Annotated in this window: 23 protein-coding genes; 22 read left to right on the top strand and 1 reads right to left on the bottom strand. The window is 64.5% G+C overall.

Annotation, left to right across the window (positions count from 1 at the left end; all coding sequences use genetic code 11):
• Window positions 1–102: 102 nt before the first annotated feature.
• From DevBK_RS09525 to DevBK_RS09510, 4 genes are all read left to right on the top strand, one after another.
• Window positions 103–558: a YcgN family cysteine cluster protein gene (locus DevBK_RS09525; protein WP_062630812.1), complete on the top strand. Its 456-nt coding sequence runs from the start codon at window positions 103–105 to the stop codon at window positions 556–558.
• A 152-nt stretch (window positions 559–710) separates the two neighbouring features.
• Window positions 711–1,334, top strand: coding sequence for a diguanylate cyclase domain-containing protein (locus DevBK_RS09520; RefSeq protein ID WP_317185250.1), 624 nt, complete (start codon window positions 711–713; stop codon window positions 1,332–1,334).
• 340 nt (window positions 1,335–1,674) lie between these two features.
• A complete protein-coding gene (locus DevBK_RS09515; protein ID WP_317185249.1) occupies window positions 1,675–2,931 on the top strand; it encodes an Hsp70 family protein in 1,257 nt (418 codons plus the stop codon).
• A gap of 293 nt (window positions 2,932–3,224) precedes the next feature.
• Window positions 3,225–4,448: a DUF2254 domain-containing protein gene (locus DevBK_RS09510; RefSeq protein WP_317185248.1), complete on the top strand. Its 1,224-nt coding sequence runs from the start codon at window positions 3,225–3,227 to the stop codon at window positions 4,446–4,448.
• Window positions 4,449–4,485: 37 nt separating this feature from the next.
• On the opposite strand, the gene DevBK_RS09505 is transcribed toward DevBK_RS09510, so the two are convergent.
• On the bottom strand, window positions 4,486–4,758 hold the full coding sequence (locus DevBK_RS09505) for a KTSC domain-containing protein (RefSeq protein ID WP_317185247.1): 273 nt from the start codon (window positions 4,756–4,758) through the stop codon (window positions 4,486–4,488).
• 87 nt (window positions 4,759–4,845) lie between these two features.
• On the opposite strand from DevBK_RS09505, the gene DevBK_RS09500 reads away from it, so the two are divergent.
• From DevBK_RS09500 to DevBK_RS09415, 18 genes are all read left to right on the top strand, one after another.
• Window positions 4,846–5,250, top strand: coding sequence for a hypothetical protein (locus tag DevBK_RS09500; RefSeq protein ID WP_317185246.1), 405 nt, complete (start codon window positions 4,846–4,848; stop codon window positions 5,248–5,250).
• 108 nt (window positions 5,251–5,358) lie between these two features.
• On the top strand, window positions 5,359–6,546 hold the full coding sequence (locus tag DevBK_RS09495) for a DNA-packaging protein (RefSeq protein WP_410494066.1): 1,188 nt from the start codon (window positions 5,359–5,361) through the stop codon (window positions 6,544–6,546).
• A gap of 157 nt (window positions 6,547–6,703) precedes the next feature.
• On the top strand, window positions 6,704–7,867 hold the full coding sequence (locus DevBK_RS09490) for a phage portal protein (RefSeq protein WP_317185244.1): 1,164 nt from the start codon (window positions 6,704–6,706) through the stop codon (window positions 7,865–7,867).
• 23 nt (window positions 7,868–7,890) lie between these two features.
• Window positions 7,891–8,082, top strand: a complete 192-nt coding sequence (locus tag DevBK_RS09485) for a hypothetical protein (RefSeq protein ID WP_061907972.1) — start codon at window positions 7,891–7,893, stop codon at window positions 8,080–8,082.
• A gap of 156 nt (window positions 8,083–8,238) precedes the next feature.
• Window positions 8,239–8,715, top strand: a complete 477-nt coding sequence (locus DevBK_RS09480) for an HK97 family phage prohead protease (protein ID WP_317185243.1) — start codon at window positions 8,239–8,241, stop codon at window positions 8,713–8,715.
• A gap of 12 nt (window positions 8,716–8,727) precedes the next feature.
• A complete protein-coding gene (locus tag DevBK_RS09475; RefSeq protein WP_062630820.1) occupies window positions 8,728–9,948 on the top strand; it encodes a phage major capsid protein in 1,221 nt (406 codons plus the stop codon).
• 138 nt (window positions 9,949–10,086) lie between these two features.
• On the top strand, window positions 10,087–10,653 hold the full coding sequence (locus DevBK_RS09470) for a phage head-tail connector protein (RefSeq protein ID WP_062630821.1): 567 nt from the start codon (window positions 10,087–10,089) through the stop codon (window positions 10,651–10,653).
• Window positions 10,650–10,991: a phage head closure protein gene (locus DevBK_RS09465; protein ID WP_062630822.1), complete on the top strand. Its 342-nt coding sequence runs from the start codon at window positions 10,650–10,652 to the stop codon at window positions 10,989–10,991. Before DevBK_RS09470 ends, DevBK_RS09465 begins: the two co-directional genes overlap by 4 nt.
• A complete protein-coding gene (locus DevBK_RS09460) occupies window positions 10,988–11,383 on the top strand; it encodes a DUF3168 domain-containing protein (RefSeq protein WP_062630823.1) in 396 nt (131 codons plus the stop codon). The genes DevBK_RS09465 and DevBK_RS09460 overlap by 4 nt, the downstream gene beginning before the upstream one ends.
• A gap of 151 nt (window positions 11,384–11,534) precedes the next feature.
• The gene (locus DevBK_RS09455; RefSeq protein WP_062630824.1) at window positions 11,535–11,948 is read left to right on the top strand and encodes a phage major tail protein, TP901-1 family; all 414 of its coding nucleotides are present in this window, start codon (window positions 11,535–11,537) and stop codon (window positions 11,946–11,948) included.
• Between the two features lie 89 nt (window positions 11,949–12,037).
• The gene (locus DevBK_RS09450; RefSeq protein ID WP_062630825.1) at window positions 12,038–12,352 is read left to right on the top strand and encodes a gene transfer agent family protein; all 315 of its coding nucleotides are present in this window, start codon (window positions 12,038–12,040) and stop codon (window positions 12,350–12,352) included.
• The gene (locus DevBK_RS09445; protein ID WP_061907980.1) at window positions 12,349–12,540 is read left to right on the top strand and encodes a rcc01693 family protein; all 192 of its coding nucleotides are present in this window, start codon (window positions 12,349–12,351) and stop codon (window positions 12,538–12,540) included. The genes DevBK_RS09450 and DevBK_RS09445 overlap by 4 nt, the downstream gene beginning before the upstream one ends.
• Entirely contained in the window at window positions 12,530–13,069 is a 540-nt protein-coding gene (locus tag DevBK_RS09440; RefSeq protein WP_317185242.1) for a phage tail tape measure protein, read from the top strand. Before DevBK_RS09445 ends, DevBK_RS09440 begins: the two co-directional genes overlap by 11 nt.
• A gap of 216 nt (window positions 13,070–13,285) precedes the next feature.
• Entirely contained in the window at window positions 13,286–13,906 is a 621-nt protein-coding gene (locus DevBK_RS09435) for a DUF2460 domain-containing protein (protein ID WP_317185241.1), read from the top strand.
• Entirely contained in the window at window positions 13,903–14,793 is an 891-nt protein-coding gene (locus DevBK_RS09430) for a DUF2163 domain-containing protein (RefSeq protein WP_317185240.1), read from the top strand. Before DevBK_RS09435 ends, DevBK_RS09430 begins: the two co-directional genes overlap by 4 nt.
• Window positions 14,790–15,206: an NlpC/P60 family protein gene (locus tag DevBK_RS09425; protein WP_317185239.1), complete on the top strand. Its 417-nt coding sequence runs from the start codon at window positions 14,790–14,792 to the stop codon at window positions 15,204–15,206. Before DevBK_RS09430 ends, DevBK_RS09425 begins: the two co-directional genes overlap by 4 nt.
• A 144-nt stretch (window positions 15,207–15,350) precedes the next feature.
• The gene (locus DevBK_RS09420; RefSeq protein WP_317185238.1) at window positions 15,351–19,079 is read left to right on the top strand and encodes a glycoside hydrolase/phage tail family protein; all 3,729 of its coding nucleotides are present in this window, start codon (window positions 15,351–15,353) and stop codon (window positions 19,077–19,079) included.
• Entirely contained in the window at window positions 19,069–19,803 is a 735-nt protein-coding gene (locus DevBK_RS09415; RefSeq protein WP_317185237.1) for a glycoside hydrolase family 108 protein, read from the top strand. Before DevBK_RS09420 ends, DevBK_RS09415 begins: the two co-directional genes overlap by 11 nt.

Genomic DNA, 19,803 nt, shown 5'->3' with positions numbered 1-19,803 from the left:
TGACTTGAGCCGGGTGCCAATTCAATCGCATCGCTGGAATATGATTGCCTTGCGCCAAAGACAAGCGCAAACGGGCAACAGGATAAACGGAACGAACCCCGCATGGCCTTTTGGGAAGAAAAATCGCTGGCCGAAATGAGCCCGTCGGAGTGGGAAGCGCTCTGCGATGGCTGCGGCCGCTGTTGCCTGATCAAGCTCGAAGACGAGGATACCGGCACGCTGATCACCTCGGACGTGCGCTGCCAATTGCTCGATGGCGATACCTGCGGCTGCACCGACTACCCCAACCGGCAGAAGAAGGTGCCCGACTGCATCAAGCTGACGATCGAGAATGTGGTCGAGATCAAGTGGATCCCAACCACCTGCGCCTATCGCCGGCTTGCCGAAGGCAAGGGGCTGGCCTGGTGGCATCCGCTGGTTTCGGGCGATCCGCAAACGGTGGTCGATGTCGGGGTTTCGGTAAAGGGGCGGACGTTCTTGGAGACCGAAGTCGATCCCGATGAATGGGAAGAGCACGCGGTGGATTGGCCCGAATGGGAACCGCCGGAACATCTTTAGAGTCGAAATTGTCACGCGCCACCTATGTTTCGCGTTTCTTCGATATGTAAGCAAAGCTGCTACTTGCCAAATCAGTTAACTTGGTAACTTCTCATTAACCATGATGTGACCAGATCGGCGGCAATATCCGCGGTGGGGCAGGCATGATGAGCATGACCGAAAGTTTCCAGAAAGAATGGTTCTGGCAGCGTGTGCGGACGATCCTGGGGCGCCATGCGGCGTTGCGCGGGAGCGGCGGGGCTGAGGCGCTCGAGGCCATGCGCAAGCGCTATCCCGCTGGCCGGCCGATTGAAGAAGAATTGCAGCGCGCCTGGCTGATGGCGTCGGAGCGGCGCGTGTCGCTTTGCGTCGTTGCGGTTGAAATCGACTGCTATGTCGAATACCTCTCCGCCTATGGGCGCGATGCGGCCGAAGACTGCATGGAAACGTTGGAGCGGCTGATTGCTTCGCTCCTCGTGCGCGAGGACGATAGCTGCATGCGGCTCGGCCAGAGCGGCTTTGTGCTGGTGCTGCCCGATATGCCGATGCTGATGGGCCGCGAACTGGTGATGAAGATCAACCAGGCTGTGCGTCGGCAGGGTCTGATCAACAAGGAAAGCCACGCCGGAGCGGTGACGCTTGGGTCAGGGCTGGCGGTGGTCAATCCGGAACCGCCCTATGATCGCAATGTGCTCGATATTGCCAAGCAGGCGCTGCGCAAGGCGCAACGGCGCGGACTGGGTCGACTGGATATTGCGGATCTGCGCGGCGGCGAGAAGCGGGACGTGGCGGCTTAGGTTTTTGGGGGCGGACAGTAAGTAGCGCCGCTTTATTGATTCACCATCTTCTATTGCCGGAAGGCCCCCTCACCCGGCCTTTGGCCGACCTCTCCCCCTAAGGGAGAGGTGTCGCTCCGCGACTAAGGCAACCGCCCACCTTTCCCTCTGGGGAAGAGGTCGCCGCTTAGCATCACCAAATTCGCCTGGCGCATTCGGTTGGGGTGAGGGGGCCTTTCTTTGCATAAATGCCGCCTATGCGCCTTTCTCTCCCCCAGCGGTTGCCAAGCCAAGGCTCACCTCCTATAGAGCCCGTCCCCGCGCGGTTGCCGCGCTTTTCCCTTTTCGTGGACGGTTTGCGATGGCGCTGAGTTGTGGCCTCGATTTTGGCACTTCCAATTCGACGCTTGGGCGGATTGGGACGGATGGTCAGCCGGATCTGTTGGCGCTGGAGGGCGAGAGCCGGACGATCCCGAGCGTTTTGTTTTTCGGGTTCGAAGACGACCGGCTGCGGTTTGGGCGCGATGCGGTGGCCGAATATGTGAGCGGGGCCGATGGGCGGTTGATGCGTTCGCTCAAGAGCGTCTTGGGGACGACGCTCTTTAATGACACGACGCGGATCAAGGGGCGACGGCTCGGCTTTGGCGAGATTATCGGCAGCTTTGTTGGGGAACTGAAGCAGCGCGCCGAGGCAAAACTCGGCGATGAACTGACCCAGGTCGTGATGGGGCGGCCGGTGCATTTCGTCGATGACGACCCGGCGGCTGATGCGGCGGCGCAGGGTCAGCTCGAGGCGGCGGTGCGGGCGCAGGGTTTTGAAGAGATCGCCTTTCAGTTCGAGCCGATTGCGGCGGCGCTCGACTATGAGCGGCAGGTCAATGGCGAGCGGCTGGCGCTGATCGTCGACCTCGGTGGCGGCACCTCGGACTTTTCTGTGGTGCGGGTTTCGCCGGAACGCAGCGGGCTGGCGGACCGGAGCGGCGATATTCTGGCGACGGCGGGCGTGCATATTGGCGGGACCGATTTCGACCGGCTGCTGTCGATGGCCAAGGTGATGCCAGAGCTTGGGCTCGGCAGCGAAACGCGGGACGGCAAGCGATTTTTGCCCGTCGCTCCCTATGTGGAGCTTTCGACCTGGCACCGGATCAACCGGCTTTATGACGCACAGGCGCAGCGCGACCTGCGCTCGACCATGCGCGAGGCGAAGGACCCTGATCGGGTCGAGACTATGGTGATGCTGGTGGAAGATCGGTTGGGGCACCGGCTGATCGGGCGGGTGGAAGAGGCCAAGATTGATCTCTCCGATCGGGCCGAGACGCTGTTTGATTTTCCGGTGCGGGACCGGACGATCGAGACGACGATTACGGCGGCTGAATTGGGAGCCGCGCTGGCGGACTCGATTGGCAAGCTGGAAGCGACGATCGGAGAGACGCTGAAGCGGGCAGGGGTTGGGCGCGAGGCGGTGGATAGTCTGATCCTGACGGGTGGCTCGACGCTGGTGCCGGCGGTGGCCGGGCAATTGCAGGGTCTGTTTCCGGACGCCGATGTAGTGCGGACGGATGTGCTGGGGAGCGTGGGGCTAGGCTTGGCGATGGAGGCCAAGCGGGTTTTCGGGTGAGGGTGTTGTCTCCCACCCAACCTCCGCCTGAAGGGGGAGAAGTTGTTCGAGTTTGGGTTGTTTTGCCGATATGGACTGAGGCGCCCCCTCATCCGGCCCTTCGAGCCACCTTCTCCCCGAGGGGGAGAAGAATGGAGCGGTGCTTGCCTCAGCAATGCGCCTTCTTATTCCTCTCCCACTTGGGGAGAGGGTGGATCGGGCGCAGCACGAGACGGGTGAGGGGGCCCTGAGCCGGGTCTCCGTAAGGCGCATCCTATTCCGACCCCGCGCATTCCGAGAGGAAAGGGGGGCTCATGAGTTATATCCGGTTCAAGCTGCGCCAGTTGTTGCAGCGCATGTGGTTTTTGCCGGCGGCGTTTTCGGCGCTGGCGGTGCTGACCGTGATCATCGCCTATATCCTGGCGCGCTTTGCCCCGGACGAGCTGCCTTTCGTCATGCCGGCCAACGCCGTGCAGTCGATCTTGCAGATATTGGCATCGAGCCTTCTCACCGTCGCTGTGTTTGCGCTCTCGACCGTCGTCGGGGCGCTGTCGAGTGCCTCGAGCGCGACGACGCCGCGGGCGGTGCCGCTCGTTGCCGGCGATCTGCGGGCGCAGACCTCGATCTCGGTTTTTATCGGGGCATTTCTGTTTTCCATCGTCGGCATTATCGGGCTTTCGGCGGGGCTTTATAGCGAAGCCGGACGGCTTTTTCTGTTCGTCGTAACGCTCGGCGTGCTCGTCCTTGTCGTGGCGGCACTTATCCGCTGGATCGGTCAGATTTCGGCGATCGGGCGGGTGGGCAATACGATCGATGCAGTGGAAAAAGCGACGCACGATGCGCTCGCCGTGATGGCTGAGCATCCGCTGCTCGATGGGCGCCTATTGGACGGCGAGCCGCAGGGCGAACGGATCACCGCGCAGAAGCCCGGCTATGTGCAGCATTGCGACACGGTCGAACTGCAGCGGCTGGCGGAAGAGCACGACCTGACCCTGGCGGTGCTGGCCCGGCCGGGCGCTTATGCGACGCCGGTGCGGCCGGTGCTCGCGGTCGAGGGGACTTTTGGCGAAGACGTCGCGGAAGAACTGGCGGCCTGTTTCGTGATCGGCGACACGCGCAGCTATGATTCCGATCCGCGCTTCGGCTTTATCGTGCTTGGTGAAATCGCCGATAAAGCGATGTCCGCTGGGATCAACGATCCGGGTACGGCGATCGATGTCATCGACACGGTGACCCGGTTGCTGCTCGAATTCGAGGATGAAAAAGAGGACGCCAAGCATGACCGGGTGTTCGTGGCCCGGCTCGATCCTGCCGATGTGCTCGAGGATGTGTTCCGGCCTTTGGCGCGCGACGGGGCGCATATCGTCGAAGTCATGATCCGGCTGATGAAGTGCCTGGAAACGGTGGCGGCATGCAATCCGAGCTTTGCCGCAGCGGCGCAAGCGCTAGGAGAAGATGCTTTGGAGCGGGCTGGAGGGGCGATGAAATCGCCGCGCGATCTTGCGGCGCTGCGGCGGTCTTCAAGCTGGATCGCCTAAAAACTTATCCATCTTATCCACGCGTCACGGTGACCTGCTATTGTTTGGGTATGGTCGAAGAAGTGGGTGAAACGCGGCGGACGGATTGCCAGCCTTTGTTCGGGTTGGCGGGTTTGGCGACGGGGGCACAATCGAAGCGGCCCTTGATGAAGCGGTTGAAGAACTGGCCCTGACTGTCGGCTTCGCTGAAGGCTTCATAAAGGTGCTGCGGCACGCCGAAATATTTGTAGCGGCGGAAATCGGGGCCGAACCAGACCGACAGCTCCTGGCTGTCGGACTTGTAATGCATATGGCGGATGGCGGTGGACATCGCGGCTCTCCCGTTGGGGCCACAGAAATGAATCCAGCCCGATTCCACGGCGTTCCGCTTTGGCGGATTCACAATCGAGTCAATGACATGGATGACGTGCGCAAGCCCGACTGGGAGACCATTCGGGAAGAGTATGAAGGCCGGCTGTTTTTGCCGTCGGTGATCTGCCAGCGGCATGGGATTTCCGAGATGCAGCTGCGCTATCGGCGGCAGTTGGAAGGCTGGCTGAGTTCGCGGGCTCGGGTGCCCAAGCATGGCGACATCGTCGCGCGGATGCTCAGGGTTTTGGACAAGCAGGTGAGACAGTTGGAGAAGGCGGTGGACGAACCGATCGACAAACAGGTCAAGGCGCTGAGCGAAACGGTGAAAACGCTCGACACGCTGATCAAGCAGGGGGCGACCAAGCCCGATGTGGAACCGGCGAGCCGCAAGGACATGACGGCCATGCGGGCTAAACTCGTCAAGCAGTTGGAGCAGTTTAACAGACGATAGGGGCGGGGCGTGACCGAGACGGATGTTTGGGACAATGCACCTGTCCAGGGACCGCGCCTGACAGAGAAAGAACAGGTCGAACGGCTTGAAGACGTAGATGTCGAGACGATGCTCTTCAACTGGCAGAAATGGGCCTTTCCCAAGCAATTGCCGCCGGCGGGCGACTGGACGACGTGGCTGCTGATGGGCGGGCGCGGGTCGGGCAAGACGCGGGCTGGCGCGGAATGGGTGCGGACGCTGGCGCGGGAGAGGGTCTCTCCGATTGCGCTGGTGGGCGAAACGATGACCGAAGCGCTGAGCATCATGGTGCGCGGCGAAAGCGGCATTATCGCGGTGCACCCCGACGATGAGAGGCCGATCCTGCGCGGGGGCAATCGGCTGGTCTGGCCCAATGGGGTCGAGGCGTCGATCATGACGGCATCGGACCCGGAACGGTTTCGCGGACCGCAATTTGCCGCTGCCTGGTGCGACGAGGCGGGAAAATGGCCAAGGGCGGAAGAGGCGTTCGATCAACTGCAGTTCGGGCTGCGGCTGGGGGATCGGCCGCGGCAATTGGTGACGACGACGCCGCGGCCGACGCGGCTGATCAAGCGGCTGTTGGCTGATCCGCAGACGGTGACGGTGCGGATCACGACGGAAGAAAACAAGGCGCAGCTAGCGCCGACATTTCTGGACGCGGTGGTGGCGCGCTATCGCGGCACGGTGCTTGGGCGGCAAGAGCTTGAGGGCGAGCTGATCGAGGATCTGCCCGATGCGCTCTGGCAGCGCGGGATGTTTCGCGATGGCTGGGCGGTCGACGGCCGTATCGTCGTGGCGGTCGATCCGCCGGTGACGGGGACGGCGCGCTCGGATGCTTGCGGAATCGTGGTCGTGGGGCGGAGCGGCGAGGGCGCGGTGGTGCTCGAGGATGCGACGCTCAAGGGCGTGGCGCCGCTGACCTGGGCGAGGCGGGCCGTGGCGGCTTACGAGGCGCATGAGGCGGACGCGATCGTCGTCGAGGTGAACCAGGGCGGAGACCTGGTGAAGGGGCTGCTTACGCAGGTGAAGGCGACGGTGCCGGTGATCGAGGTGCGGGCGAGCCGGGGCAAGTGGGTGCGGGCGGAGCCGGTGGCGGCGCTTTATGCGCGAGGACTGGTCCAGCATGTGGCGGGGCTGACCGCGCTCGAGGATGAGCTTTGTGCTTTTGGGCCAGACGGCAAGGCGGATGGGCATTCGCCGGACCGGGTGGATGCGCTTGTGTGGGCGCTGACGGAATTGATGTTGAAGGGGCAGGGGCCGCGGGTGCGGGTGTTTTAGCGACCGATCCGCGCTTGCCATACCCCCACCCTTGATCCCTCCCCACAAGGGGGAGGGAGACGATGGAACCGAGGCATTGAGGCGAGCGCCTCCCTCCCCTTGATGGGGAGGGAACGAGGGTGGGGTGGAGCCCCCCACAATAATTGAGGACCAAAAAATGCCGAACTGGATGAACCGCCTTTTCGGCGGACGGATAAATACGCCCAGCGAAACCAAGAATTTTGCCGGGCATTCGGTGATGACGCTGAGCGCGCTGGGGCCGGCGCAGTGGAGTGGGCGGGGCTATGCGAGCCTCGTCAATCAGGGGTTTATGCGCAATCCGGTGGTCTATCGCTGCATCCGCCTGATTGCCGAGACGGCGAACCGGGTGCCGCTGGTGGTCAGAGTCGATGGCCAGGCGGTGAGCGAGCATCCGCTGGTGGCGCTGCTGCAAAGGCCGAATGGGCGGCAATCGGGCGCGGAAATGCTGGAGGCGGTTTATGCCTATCTGCAGACCGCGGGGAATGCCTATCTGCAGGCGGGGATCGTCGATGGCGGGGTGAAGGCGCTGTTCGTGCTGCGGCCCGATCGGATGCGGGTCGTCTCAGGTGGTGACGGTTGGCCGGTGGGCTATGACTATACGGCCGGCGGGCGCACGGTGCGGATTTCGCAGGAGACCATGCCGGTGCCGGGGGTGCTGCATATGACGCTCTTTCACCCCATGGATGACCATTATGGTATGGGGCCGCTCGAGGCGGCGCAGACGAGCCTCGATATTCACAACGCCTCGGCGCAGTGGAACAAGGCGCTGCTCGACAATGCGGCGCGGCCGAGCGGAGCGCTGGTCTATTCGGCGGGCGGTGGCTCGCTGACGGAAGAGCAGTTCCGGCGGCTCAAGGAAGAGCTTGAGGAGAACTTTTCGGGCGCGGCCAATGCGGGACGGCCCATGGTGCTCGATGGCGGGATCGACTGGAAGGCCATCGCTATGAGCCCGCGCGAGATGGATTTTATCGAAGCGCGGCATGCAGCGGCGCGGGATATTGCGCTCGCTTTCGGCGTGCCGCCCATGCTGCTCGGCATCCCTGGCGACAATACCTATGCCAATATGGCCGAGGCCAATCGGGCGCTCTGGCGACAAACGCTGGTGCCGCTGGTGGTGCGAGTGGCGCAGGAACTGAGCCTGTGGTTGGGGCCGGCATTCGATGGTGCGCAGGTCGTGCCGGATTTTGATGAGGTCGAGGCGCTGGCGGAGGACCGTGCGGCACTTTGGGCGAGGGTCGGCGGGGCGGGTTTTCTCAGTGACGCTGAGAAACGCGAGATGGTTGGTGTCTCGCCCACCTGACGGTGCTGACACGGGGACACATCATGGACGATCTGACGAGAACCATCGTCGAGCGCGGGGATCTTGCGCATTTGGCGCTGTTTTTGTGGGCGACGGGGGCGAGTTCGCTTCTGGTTTGGGCGCTGCGGGAGATGGCGGCGGGGAATAAGCGGTTCAATGATTTCGTGAGCGAGATTGCGAGCCTCAACAGGCTTTTTCGCAAGGGGGACGACTGACATGGCGGATAAGCAGGGGCGGGAGGCAGCGGTGCAGACGTTTCGGCAATTTGCCTGGAACCTGGCGGGGACGCTGGCGGACAAGGGGAAGCCAATGGCAAAACCGCCGGGCCGATCGGCTGCTCGGTCGCAGGGGCGGGCGGGGAGCAAGCGCTGATGGCAGGGCCAATTCCTGTCGATGCCGATGGGCGCTTTGCGGGATATGCGAGCGTCTTTGACCGGCTCGATAGCGGCGGCGATATTGTTTTGCCGGGGGCGTTTGCGAAAAGCCTCAAGGAACGCGCGGGGCGCATCCGGCTATTGTTTCAGCATGATCCCAAGGAACCGGTGGGCTTTTGGGAGGAGCTGCGCGAGGATGCGCACGGGCTGTTTGCGCGGGGGCGCCTGGTGCCTGGCGTGCCGCGGGCGGATGCGCTCAAGCGGTTGATCGAGGCCGAGGCGCTCGATGGACTTTCCATTGGCTTTCGCACCTTAAAAGCCAGCCGGCAGGCGGGCAACCGGCTGCTGCATGAGATCGATCTTTATGAGATTTCGATCGTGACCTTTCCGATGATGGAGGCAGCGCGGATCGCTGTTCCCATTTCGGCCGGCGCCGCCATTGCGGCCGCCACGAGGACTATCCGTAACCGATAGAAGGATGCCGACATGGATCGGATTGACGACGGCCTTGAAACCAAGGCCGGCGCGGGGACTGACGTTGCCGCGCTGTTTGGCGAATTTTCCTCTGCGTTCGAGGAATTCAAGCGCACCAATGACCAGCGTTTGAAAGAAATCGAAAAGCGCGGCACGGCGGACGGGCTGCTGGAAGGCAAGCTCGAAAAGCTCAATGCCGTGCTCGACGGGCAGAAAGCGGCGCTCGATCGCGCGACGGCGGAGCGTGGCCGCCCGGCGCTCGAGGGCAAGGGCGCGGTGCCCAATGGCGAATATAAGGAAGCCTTTTCGGCCTATGTGAAGCGCGGCGAGGAAAAGGCGCTGCAGGTCGGCGTCGGCGCCGATGGCGGCTATGTGGTGCCGAGCGAGGTCGAGGTGGAAATCACCCGGCTGATGACGGGCATTTCACCGATCCGCGCTATCGCAGGCGTGCGCCAGGTTTCGGCCTCGATCTATAAGCGCCCGATCACGGTGACCGGACCGCAGACGGGCTGGGTGGGCGAGGCGGCGAGCCGACCGACGACGTCGAGCCAGACGCTGGCGGAACTGACCTATCCGACGACCGAACTCTACGCCATGCCGGCGGCGACTACGGCTTTCCTCGACGATGCCGCGGTCGATGTCGGCCAGTGGATTGCCGACGAGGTGAACGCGGCTTTTGCGGCGCAGGAAACGACGGCTTTTGTGACCGGCAATGGCGTCAACAAGCCGACGGGGTTCCTCGCGGCGACGACGGTGGCGGAGACGAGCTGGAGCTGGGGTAATCTCGGCTATGTCGCGACGGGTGCGGCGGGTGCGCTGCCGACGAGCAATGCCAGCGATGTGCTGATCGATCTCGTCTATGCGCTCAAGGCCGGCTATCGCCAGAACGCGACCTGGGTGATGAACCGCAAGACGCAGGGGTCGCTGCGCAAGCTCAAGGATGCGGACGGCAATTATCTCTGGCAGCCGGCGGCGGCTGCGGATGGCCGTGCCAGCTTCATGGGCTTTCCGCTGGTGGAGGCGGAGGACATGCCGAACGTGGGGGCGAATTCGCTTTCGGTGGCCTTTGGTGACTTCCGGCGCGGGTATTTGATTGTGGATCGCCAGGGGGTGAACGTCTTGCGTGATCCTTATTCGAGCAAGCCTTATGTGCTGTTTTATACGACGAAGCGGGTTGGGGGCGGGATCGCGGATTATGACGCGATCAAGCTGCTCAAGTTTGGTGTCAGCTGACCCCCGCCTAGCCCCCCCTGGTGGGGGGAGGGACCTATCGAGTTAGAGATAACGGCGGAGAGCCACCCCACCCTTCCTCCCCCTATCAGGGGGAGGAAGGGTGGGGTGCCGCGGCGTTCCCAAACAAGGATTAAAAATATGACGTCCTATCTCCTGGCGGGGCCCGCTGAGGAGCCGGTTTCGCTTGTCGAGGCGAAGGGGTTTCTGAAAGTCGAGGATGGTGCGGAAGACGGGCTGATCACGACACTGATCGGGGCGGCGCGGCTGCATGTGGAGGGCATCACTGGCAAGGCGCTGTTGGCGCAGAGTTGGCGGGTGGTGCTCGACGATTGGCCGGAGAATGGTGTCGTCAAGCTGCCGGTGGCGCCGCTTATTGCGGTGACCGAGATTTTGGCGACCGATGGCAATGGTGCGAGCCATGAATTGCCGCTCGATCAGTTTCGGTCCGAGCCCGATCGCTTGATGGTACCGCGCGTCGTGGTTGGCATGCCGGCGCTGCAGGAGCGGCAGGGGATCGAAATCGATTATGTCGCGGGGTTTGGAACCGAACCGGACGAGGTGCCGGCGGATCTCAAACAGGCGATGCTGGGGCTGATCGCGCATTGGCATGAGCATCGCGATGCCGTCATCGTGGCGGGTTCGGGGGCGGTGGTCCCCACGGGGTTTGACCGGCTGGTGGCGGCGCATAAGCGGGTGCGTCTGTGAGTGAGGCGGTGCCGCCGATCGGGACGCTGACCGATCGGGTGCAGCTCAGGCGGCGCGAAAGCGTGGCGGAGCCGGAAGGCGGGCATGCGCGGATATTCGTGCCGTTGGGCAATGCCTGGGCGCGGGTGCGCAGTCTTTCCGGGCGTCAGGGCAGCAATGCCGATGGGCGCATGGTGGCGATTTCGCATGCGGTGGTTTTGCGGTTTCGGCCTGATCTCGGGCCGGGGGACCGGATCATCTATCGCGGGCGCAATCTCGATGTGGTCAGCGCGGCGGATCTTAATGGGCGACGAGCCTATTTGAGCTGTTCGTGCAGCGAAACGCAGGTGACGGGATGAGCCATCCGATCGTTTTGCTGCAGGGGGCGCTGGTGGCGGCGCTTGAGGCGGATGCTGCGCTGACCGCCCTGATTGGGGCGGGCGGGGTGTTCGATGCACCGCCGCAGAATAGGCCAGCGCCTTATGTGGTGATCGACCGGCACGATACGCGCCAGGCCGATGGCGACGGGACGCCGGGGCAGGAGCATCGGGTGATGGTGCATTGCTGGGCCGATCGGGCGAGCCGGAAGGCGGCGTTGGCGATTGCCGAGCGGGTGATGGCGGCGCGGGTTGGGCTGGCGCCGGTGGGGTTGGCCGTGACGCTGGCCGAGCATGTGCGGACCGAGACGGTGATCGATACGGCGACAGGACAGGCGCGGGCGGCGGTTTTGCTGCGGTTTTTGAGCGAGTGACGGCATCCCCCTCACCGACCTCCGCTTCGCTTCGGCCACCTCTCCTCGAGGGGGCGAGGAATAAGAGGTGAACGCCGGTCTGTTCTTCTCCCTCTCGGGAGAAGGTGGCACGGAAGCGCCGGATGAGGGGGACTTTGGTGGGAGACACAAGATGGCAGCGCAGAGCGGCAAGGATATGCTTTTAAAGCTCGACCAGACGGGGTCGGGAAGTTTTCTGACGGTGGCGGGGCTGCGGACGCGGAGCCTGGCGTTCAATGCGGCGAGTGTCGATACGACGGACCAGGAAAGCGCGGGGCGCTGGCGGGAATTGCTGGCGGGCGGCGGGGTCAAGCGGGCTTCGGTTTCGGGGGCCGGGGTGTTCAAGGACCAGGCTTCGGATGGGCTCATCCGGAGCCTTTTCTTTGGCGGCACGATCCGGAATTGGCAGCTTATTCTGCCGCATTTTGGGACGGTGCAGGGGCCGTTCCAGATCGTGGCGCTGGAATTTTCGGCTGACCATGCGGGGGAAGTGACGTTCGACCTGGCGCTAGAAAGTGCCGGGGAAGTGACGTTCGTGGCGGCTTAGACGCGCCCTCCACTCGCCCGACCTCGTGGTTCGAGGCTGCGCTTTGCTGCGCACCTCACCATGAGGTCTCCAAGAATTAGGAGCAAAAATTGCCAAACATTCATCGAGGAGAGATCGCTGCCGAGATCGGGGGCGAGACGCGGACGCTTTGCCTGACGCTGGGGGCGCTGGCGGAGCTGGAGGCGCGGTTGGGGGCGGGGGATCTCGCGGGACTGGCCGAGCGGTTTGCTGGCGGCAAGATTTCGGCGCGGGATTTGACGGCGATTATTGGGGCCGGATTGCGCGGGGGTGGCAATGCCATTTCCGACGATGACCTGGCGCAGATGAGCGTCGAGGGCGGGTTGCGCGGGGCGGCTGATATTGCGGTGCGATTGCTGCAGGCGACATTTGGGGAAGCGGCATGAGGCCGTTTCCCTGGAAGGACGCCATGCAGTTTGGCTTGGGCGTGTTGCGGCTGCCGCCCGAGGTTTTTTGGAAAATGAGCCCGCGTGAACTGGCGGCAGCCTGGGGCGCAGTGGTGGGCGAGCGGGCGGGGTCGATGGACCGGCCGGGGCTCGAAGCGCTGATGGAGAGGTTTCCAGATGGCCGGTGATCTTTTTTCGGACGATTTCAGGACCGAGTTGACCGATGTGTCGGTCGAGATCGAGCGCATCCACGTGCTGGCAAACGGGGTGGCGCGCTCGATCTCCTCGGGATTTCGCAGTGCGCTGACCGATGGAAAATCCCTGCAATCGGTGATCGCCGATATCGGCAAGGCGTTTTCGGACCTAGCACTGAAGGCGGCGTTCAAGCCGCTGGAGATGCTGGCGGGCAAGGCGTTGGAGGGGCTTTTCACGGGCCTCAATCCCGCGATCATTCCGCATGCCAAGGGCGGGGTGATTGCGGCGCCGACCTATTTTCCGATGGGTGGGGCAATCGGGCTGGCGGGCGAGGCGGGGCCGGAGGCGATCATGCCATTGGCGCGCGGGCCGGATGGTCGGCTCGGCGTCGCAGGCGGCGGTGGCGGGGTCAATGTGACGTTCAATGTGACGGCGAGCGATGCCCGAAGCTTTGCGGCGAGCGAGGCGGAGGTGAGCGCGATGCTGTTGAGGGCCGTCAGGCGGGGGTCGAGGGGAAGCTGAGCTTCTTCCTTCTCCCCTTGCGGGAGAAGGTGCCCCGAAGGGGGCACCGAATGCGCAGCTGCGAATTGCGGTTGGGATGAGGGGTATTTCTCAGCGCTATCAGTGCGCTCCTTTGCGGAGGAGAGAACCCCTCACTCTGGATTTTTGCTGAACGCAAAATTCCTGTCCCTCTCCCGCAAGGGGCGAGGGGAGGACCGAGACTGGGGAAGCAAAAGAATGGCATTTCATCATGTGCGGTTTCCGCTCGACATTGCGCTGGGGGCGCGGGGTGGGCCGGAGCGGAAGACGGATGTCGTCACCCTCGCGGGCGGAGGCGAGCAGCGCAATGGCCGGTGGGCGCATTCGCGGCGGAAGTACAATGCCGGTTATGGGGTGAAATCGCGGGCGGATATGCAGGCGGTGCTGGCGTTTTTCGAGGAAAGACGCGGTCGGCTGCATGGGTTTTTGTGGCGGGACGGGATGGATCATTCCTCGGGTGGCATGGTGCCGCTCCCGGGAGACCAGGCGCTCGGGATCGGCGATGGCGCGACGAAGAATTTTCAGCTGATCAAGACCTATGGGGCGAGCTTTGCGCCCTATGCGCGACCGATCCGCAAGCCGGTTTCGGGATCGGTAAGGGTAGCGGTGGCCGGGGTCGAGGCGGTGAGTGGCTGGAGCGTCGATGTGATGACTGGGATCGTCAGTTTTGCTGTGGCGCCGAGTGTGGGGGCGGCGGTGACGGCGGGGTTTCTCTTCGATGTGCCGGTGCGGTTCGATACCGATGGGCTCGATGTCGAATGGTCGGGGTTCGATGCGGCCGAGGCGCCCAATATTCCGCTGGTGGAGATTTTGCCATGAAGACAGTCAGCGCGGGTTTGGCGGCGCATCTGGCGCAGGGCGAGACGACGCTGGCGACGTGTTGGCGGGTGTTGCGATCCGATGGGGTCGTGCTCGGATTTACCGATCATGACCTGGAGCTGGTGGTCGAGGGGACGGCGTGCCGGCCGATGCATGGGCTTGAGGGCGGCGAGGTGCCGGTGCGGCTCGGGGCGCAGGTGGAGACGGGCGAGGTGCTGGGCATTCTCGATGATGCCGCCATTGCCGAGGACGATATACTGCTCGGGCGCTACGATGGCGCGCGGGTAGAGACCTGGCGGGTGAACTGGCAGGCGCCGGAGGAGCGACTGCTGCTGCGGGTCGATACGATCGGCGAGATCGTGCGTGAAGACGGGATTTTTCGTGCGGAACTGCGCTCGGCGGAAGCAGCGCTGAACAAGACCGGTGGGCGGCTCTATCAGGGGCTGTGCGACGCGGTGGTGGGGGATGCGCGCTGTGGCGTCGATCTCGATGCGCCGGGGCGCTGGGCGGTGGCGACGGTGGTTTCCGTGGTCGATGCGTTTCGGGTGGAAGTCAGTGGGCTTGGCAGCTTCGTCGAGGACTGGTTTGCCTTTGGCATGGGGCATTGGAGCTCGGGGAAGAAGAGCGGGCTGGCGGATGCTGTCTTGGCGCATCGCAAGAGTGGCGCTGGCGATCTTATCGGGTTTGGGCAGCGGGTGGGCGACTGGGTCGTGCCGGGCGACACGCTTAAGGTGACGGCGGGGTGTGACCGGCGCTTTGCCACGTGCCGGGACAAATTCGGCAATGGCGCGGGGTTTCGCGGCTTTCCGCATGTGCCGGGCAATGACTTCGTGCTGCGCTATCCACGCGAGGGCGACGCGCTCGATGGACGGGCGGTGGTGCGATGACCGGCGACGCGGTGGTTGCGGCAGCGCGGGCCTGGCTCGGCACGCCCTATCGGCATCGTGCTTCAACGCTAGGCGCAGGGTGCGATTGCCTGGGGCTGCTCCGCGGGGTCTGGCGGGCGCTTTATGGCAAGGAGCCGGTGGTGGTTCCTGCCTATCGAGCGAGTGCGCGAGATCCGGAGCATGCTGGGGCGCTGCGGGAAGCGGCGGAGCGGTTTTTGCTGCCGGCGGAGGGGGCGGTTGAGGCGGGGCAGGTGGTGCTGTTTCGGCTCAATGGGCTCGACGAGGCGCGGCATTGCGGGATTTTAGTGAGTGCCGATCGGTTCATCCATGCGCAGGAAAAGCTCGGCGTGGTCGAGGCGAATTTGACCCCGGGCTGGGCGAGGCGGGTGAGCGGCAGGTTCGTGTTTCCTTAGGTTCGGCCGATCCCACTTTCCAACCACATGCTCCTCTGCGGAGGAGAGAATACCCCTCACCCTGATTTTCTGCTGAACGCAGAAAATCTGTCCCTCTCCCTCAAGGGGCGAGGGAGGATCGTGGCTCTTAGGCAATGGTGAAACATGGCGACTTTGGCTTTATCCCTGGCGGGGCAGTTTGCCGGGGCGCTGGTGGGCGGGCCGATCGGGGCGACGATCGGGCGGGCGCTGGGGGCGCTGGCGGGGAGTGCTGTCGATGGGATGCTGTTTGGCGAAAAGCCGCAGCAGCGCGCCTTTGACGTCCGCATTGGCGGATCGGCGGAGGGCGTGCCGATCCCGCGGCTCTATGGCTGGGGGCGGCTGGCCGGAAATATCATCTGGGCGCGGGAGCTGGAGCGGCTCGGGGGTGAGACGTCGGGCGCCAAGGGGTTTGGGCAGGAGGAAGACGACGAAATCGGCGCGAGCTTTGCCATCGGCTTTTGCGAAGGGACTGCGGCGCGGCTGGGGCGGATTTGGGCGGATGGGCAATTGCTCGATACGCGCGGGCTCAATTTCCGCTTTTATGCGGGGAGCGAGGACCAGGCGCCCGATAGCCTGATCGAAGCGACGCAGGGGACGGGACAGGCGCCGGCGTACCGCGGGCTTTGCTACATCGTGTTCGAAAACCTGCCGCTCTCGCGCTTCGGCAATCGCATTCCGCAGATTTCGGTGGAGCTGTGCCGGCCGGTGGGCGAGCTGGAGCCGGCGATAAGGGCGATCACGGTGATCCCCGGCGCGACCGAGTTTGGTTATGACCCGGTGCCGCGCTTTCGCGTGTTGGGACGGGGGACGGGCGAGGCCGAGAACGCGCATGTTTTGCCTGGTGTCAGCGACTGGACGGTGTCGATCGACGAGTTGCAGGAGCTTTGCCCGAACCTCAAGCATGTGTCGCTGGTGGTGGCCTGGTTTGGGGACGATCTGCGCTGTGGATCATGTGCCATCGGGCCGCGGGTCGAGTCGGCGGAGCGTGTGGTCGAGGGGGTCGAATGGAGCGTCGCGGGGTTTTCGCGCGGGGATGTGCCGGTCGTGTCGAGCCATGCGGGCGGACCGGCTTATGGTGGGACGCCATCGGATGCGGCCGTGCGCGCGGCGATTGCCGACCTTCGGGCGCGCGGGCTTTCGGTGACGCTCTATCCCATGGTGATGATGGATGTGCCGGCGGGCAATGGTCTGCCCGATCCTTATGGCGGGACGATGCAGGCGAGTTATCCTTGGCGCGGGCGGATCACCTGTTTTCCGGCGGCTGGACGGGCGGGGTCTCCCGATGGGACGGTAACGGCTGCGGCGCAGGTGGCAGCATTCGTGCCGGGTTATCGCGCCATGGTGCTGCACTATGCGGGCCTAGCGGCGGAGGCCGGGGCCGAGGCGTTTATCATCGGCTCGGAAATGCGCGGGCTGACGACGGTGCGCGGGGCGGGAAATAGTTTTCCGTTCGTTTCGGCGCTGGTGGCTTTGGCGGACGATGTGCGGGCGCTGGTCGGGCTCGGGGTGAAGCTGACTTATGCGGCGGATTGGAGCGAATATGCCGGAGTGCAGGGCGGGGGCGAGAAGTTTTTTCACCTCGATCCGCTCTGGGCATCGGCTGCCATCGATGCGGTCGGGATCGACTATTACATGCCGGCGGCTGACTGGCGCGAGGGCGAGGGGCATCTCGATGCCGCGGCGGGGGGCATCCATGATCTTGGTTATCTCGGCGGCAATATCGCCGGGGGCGAAGGGTTCGATTGGTTCTATGCGAGCGACACCGATCGGCTGAACCAGGTGCGGACGCCGATTGCGGATGGCGCATATGGCGAGCCGTGGATCTGGCGGTTCAAGGATCTGGTCAGCTTTTGGAGCCAGCAGCATTTCAACCGGCCGGGCGGGGTGCGAGCGGCTGTGCCGACGGCCTGGGTGCCGGGGGCGAAGCCGATCTGGCTCATGGAATTGGGCTGCGCGGCGGTCGACAAGGGCGCGAACCAGCCCAATATTTTTGGCGACGCCAAGAGCGCCGAGGGTGGGCGGCCATACTTCTCCAATGGGGCGCCCGATGCGCTGATGCAGCGGCAATATCTGCGGGCGCACTACCGGCATTGGAGTGATCCCGCGAAAAATCCGGCGGGCATGGTCGATGTCGAGCGGATTTATTGCTGGACCTGGGACGCGCGGCCTTACCCGGCTTTTCCGGCCTTGACCGATTTCTGGGCGGATGGCGCGAACCATCTGACGGGGCATTGGCTGACCGGGCGGCTTGGGGGCATGGCGACGGACGAATTGGCTGCGGCGATCGCGCGGGATCATGGGGTGACGCTGGTTTCGGGGGCAGCGCAGCCGATGGTGACGGGCGTGATGTTGGCATCGCCGGGGACGGCGCGAGAGGCGCTGGAGCCGCTGCTGGAGATTACGGGGCAGCGGCTGCTGGCGCGGCAGGGTGTGCTGACGGCCGTCTCGGCGCGTGGATCGGCGGCGGTGACGTTCGATCACGAGGCGCTGGCGGAGGGCGAGGGGCCGATCTTGGCGCGCCGTCGGGCGGCGGCCGAAGAGCGGCCGGCACGATTGGCGCTAAGTCATATCGATCGTGACCGGGATTATCTGGTGGCGACGGCGACGTCTATCCGGCCGGGGACGGGGCCGTTGGTCAGCGAGAGCCTCTCCATGGTGCTCGATGGGGCAGGGGCAAGGCTGGCGGCGGAACGGTTGCTCGATGATCGAGCGGCGTCGCTTGATACGGTCGAACTGGCCCTGCCGCCGAGCCTCCTTGCCGTGGAGCCGGGGGATCGGGTGGCCGTGGAGGGGCTCGCCGAGGGACCGTTCGAGATCACAGAAATCCGCGACGGGCTTGTACGGCGGGTAACGGCGCGGGCGGTGGCGGCTGGAGTGGCGACGGCGGCGGGGCTGACGCGGCCACCGGCGCCAGCCCCAGTGGCTGGTTTGACGGCAACACCGGTGATTGCGCTGGCGCATTTGCCGCCGGATGCGGGTGATCTTACGCGCAGCCGCCTGGCGGTGGGCGCGTTTGCGCGGCCCTGGCCGGGAATGGTGCGGCTGGTGGATGCGGCGACGGGGGCGGCACTGACGCAAGTGGAGCGGCCGGCGACGCTGGGCGAGGTGGTAGAGGCGATTGGGGCTGGGCCGCGGGCGGTTTGGGACAGGGGCAATGTGCTGACCATCCGGCTTTATGGCGGGCATCTTGCCGATGGGGCCGAGCCAGCGGTCTTGGCGGGTGGCAATCGGATTGCGGTCGAGACGGATGCGGGGGCTTGGGAGGTGATCGGCTTTACCGCGGCTGAACTCATCGAGGCGGGGGTCTATCGGCTGTCCAAACTTTTGCGTGGGCTGATCGGGACGGATGCGGCGGTGGGGCCGGTTTCCTCGGGTCGTCGCGTCATGGTGCTGGATGGTCGCGTTAGTGCTGTGCCGGTGGAGCCGGGCTGGCTGGGCGAAGTGCGGGATGTTCGGGCTTATGCCGGCAGCGCCGATCTTGTGGGGCAGGTGGTTTCGGCCGTGACCCCGGTGGCGGCGGCCTTACCCTTGGCGCCGGTGCATCTGCGGGTCAGGCGGCTGAGTGACGGGGCCATCGCCTTCAGTTGGATCAGAAGAAGCCGGGCCGATGATGATGCCTGGGGCATGGCGGAGCCGGGGCTCGATGTGGTGCCGGAGCACTATCGGCTGTCGATTTTTGATGGGCCTACAGTCAAGCGCGTCATCGATACCGGGACCGCGCAGGCGAGCTATAGCCTCGCCGAGCAGGTGGCCGACTTTGGCGGTGCGGCGACGGGCTTTGTCTACACGGTGGCGCAGGTGAGCCCGGCTTTGGGAGCGGGGCAGGCACGGGAGCAGGGCTATGGCGGATGAGCGGTTTGAGCGGTGCCTCAAGGAGGTGCTGAAGCACGAGGGGGACTTTAGCGACCATCCGAGCGATCCTGGCGGCGCGACGAATATGGGGATCACGCGCAAGACACTGGCGCGGTGGCGAAAAATTTCGCCCTGGACCGACTTGCCGAAAAGCGCGGTGAAGGCGCTGAGCCGGGCCGAGGCGGCGCAGATTTATCGGGCGCAATTTTGGAACCCGTGTAGGGCCGGGGCGATGCCGGCGGGGGTGGACCTCGCGGTGTTCGATTTTGCGGTCAATTCCGGGCCGGACCGGGCGGTGCGGGTCTTGCAGGTGGCGCTCGGCGTGGCGGCGGATGGCGAAGTCGGGCCGAAGACGCTCGCGGCGCTTGGTGCGGCTGACAGTAGGGCGCTGATCAACGCGGTTTGCGACCGGCGGCTCACCTTCCTGCGCGGGCTCGCGACTTTTCCGGCTTTCGGCCGCGGCTGGACCAGCCGTGTGGCCGCCGTGCGCGCGGCTGCGCTGGGCGCCGTCGAAAATTCCACTTCCATGCAAAGGAGACTGCCGATGGGTGTTTTCTCGGGCTATCGCACTTATATCGTCGCGGCGTTCATGCTGCTGGCGGGGTTGGCGCAGGTGCTGGGCGTGGATTTGCCATCGCTCGATGGCGGCGCAGCAGGCAATCTCATTCTCGAAGCGCTGGCTATCATCTTTCTGCGCAAGGGATTGAAGACGGGCGCGGTTTGA

The organism is Devosia sp. BK (genome assembly GCF_032907385.1).
Lineage (GTDB): Bacteria > Pseudomonadota > Alphaproteobacteria > Rhizobiales > Devosiaceae > Devosia.
The sequence above is the reverse complement of the archived record's forward strand: the minus strand, read 5'-3'. Positions and strand labels throughout refer to the sequence as shown.

What these genes read in the sequence shown, in the direction of transcription:
- DevBK_RS09480 (WP_317185243.1), top strand. Translation starts at nt 8,239, where the DNA reads ATGGCAGGGCCAATTCCTGTCGATGCCGATGGGCGCTTTGCGGGATAT.
- DevBK_RS09475 (WP_062630820.1), top strand. Translation starts at nt 8,728, where the DNA reads ATGGATCGGATTGACGACGGCCTTGAAACCAAGGCCGGCGCGGGGACT.
- DevBK_RS09420 (WP_317185238.1), top strand. Translation starts at nt 15,351, where the DNA reads ATGGCGACTTTGGCTTTATCCCTGGCGGGGCAGTTTGCCGGGGCGCTG.
- DevBK_RS09425 (WP_317185239.1), top strand. Translation starts at nt 14,790, where the DNA reads ATGACCGGCGACGCGGTGGTTGCGGCAGCGCGGGCCTGGCTCGGCACG.
- DevBK_RS09485 (WP_061907972.1), top strand. Translation starts at nt 7,891, where the DNA reads ATGGACGATCTGACGAGAACCATCGTCGAGCGCGGGGATCTTGCGCAT.
- DevBK_RS09505 (WP_317185247.1), bottom strand. Translation starts at nt 4,758, where the DNA reads ATGTCCACCGCCATCCGCCATATGCATTACAAGTCCGACAGCCAGGAG.
- DevBK_RS09500 (WP_317185246.1), top strand. Translation starts at nt 4,846, where the DNA reads ATGGATGACGTGCGCAAGCCCGACTGGGAGACCATTCGGGAAGAGTAT.
- DevBK_RS09515 (WP_317185249.1), top strand. Translation starts at nt 1,675, where the DNA reads ATGGCGCTGAGTTGTGGCCTCGATTTTGGCACTTCCAATTCGACGCTT.
- DevBK_RS09440 (WP_317185242.1), top strand. Translation starts at nt 12,530, where the DNA reads ATGGCCGGTGATCTTTTTTCGGACGATTTCAGGACCGAGTTGACCGAT.
- DevBK_RS09460 (WP_062630823.1), top strand. Translation starts at nt 10,988, where the DNA reads ATGAGCCATCCGATCGTTTTGCTGCAGGGGGCGCTGGTGGCGGCGCTT.
- DevBK_RS09455 (WP_062630824.1), top strand. Translation starts at nt 11,535, where the DNA reads ATGGCAGCGCAGAGCGGCAAGGATATGCTTTTAAAGCTCGACCAGACG.
- DevBK_RS09490 (WP_317185244.1), top strand. Translation starts at nt 6,704, where the DNA reads ATGCCGAACTGGATGAACCGCCTTTTCGGCGGACGGATAAATACGCCC.
- DevBK_RS09430 (WP_317185240.1), top strand. Translation starts at nt 13,903, where the DNA reads ATGAAGACAGTCAGCGCGGGTTTGGCGGCGCATCTGGCGCAGGGCGAG.
- DevBK_RS09520 (WP_317185250.1), top strand. Translation starts at nt 711, where the DNA reads ATGACCGAAAGTTTCCAGAAAGAATGGTTCTGGCAGCGTGTGCGGACG.
- DevBK_RS09495 (WP_410494066.1), top strand. Translation starts at nt 5,359, where the DNA reads ATGCTCTTCAACTGGCAGAAATGGGCCTTTCCCAAGCAATTGCCGCCG.
- DevBK_RS09445 (WP_061907980.1), top strand. Translation starts at nt 12,349, where the DNA reads ATGAGGCCGTTTCCCTGGAAGGACGCCATGCAGTTTGGCTTGGGCGTG.
- DevBK_RS09470 (WP_062630821.1), top strand. Translation starts at nt 10,087, where the DNA reads ATGACGTCCTATCTCCTGGCGGGGCCCGCTGAGGAGCCGGTTTCGCTT.
- DevBK_RS09525 (WP_062630812.1), top strand. Translation starts at nt 103, where the DNA reads ATGGCCTTTTGGGAAGAAAAATCGCTGGCCGAAATGAGCCCGTCGGAG.
- DevBK_RS09415 (WP_317185237.1), top strand. Translation starts at nt 19,069, where the DNA reads ATGGCGGATGAGCGGTTTGAGCGGTGCCTCAAGGAGGTGCTGAAGCAC.
- DevBK_RS09435 (WP_317185241.1), top strand. Translation starts at nt 13,286, where the DNA reads ATGGCATTTCATCATGTGCGGTTTCCGCTCGACATTGCGCTGGGGGCG.
- DevBK_RS09510 (WP_317185248.1), top strand. Translation starts at nt 3,225, where the DNA reads ATGAGTTATATCCGGTTCAAGCTGCGCCAGTTGTTGCAGCGCATGTGG.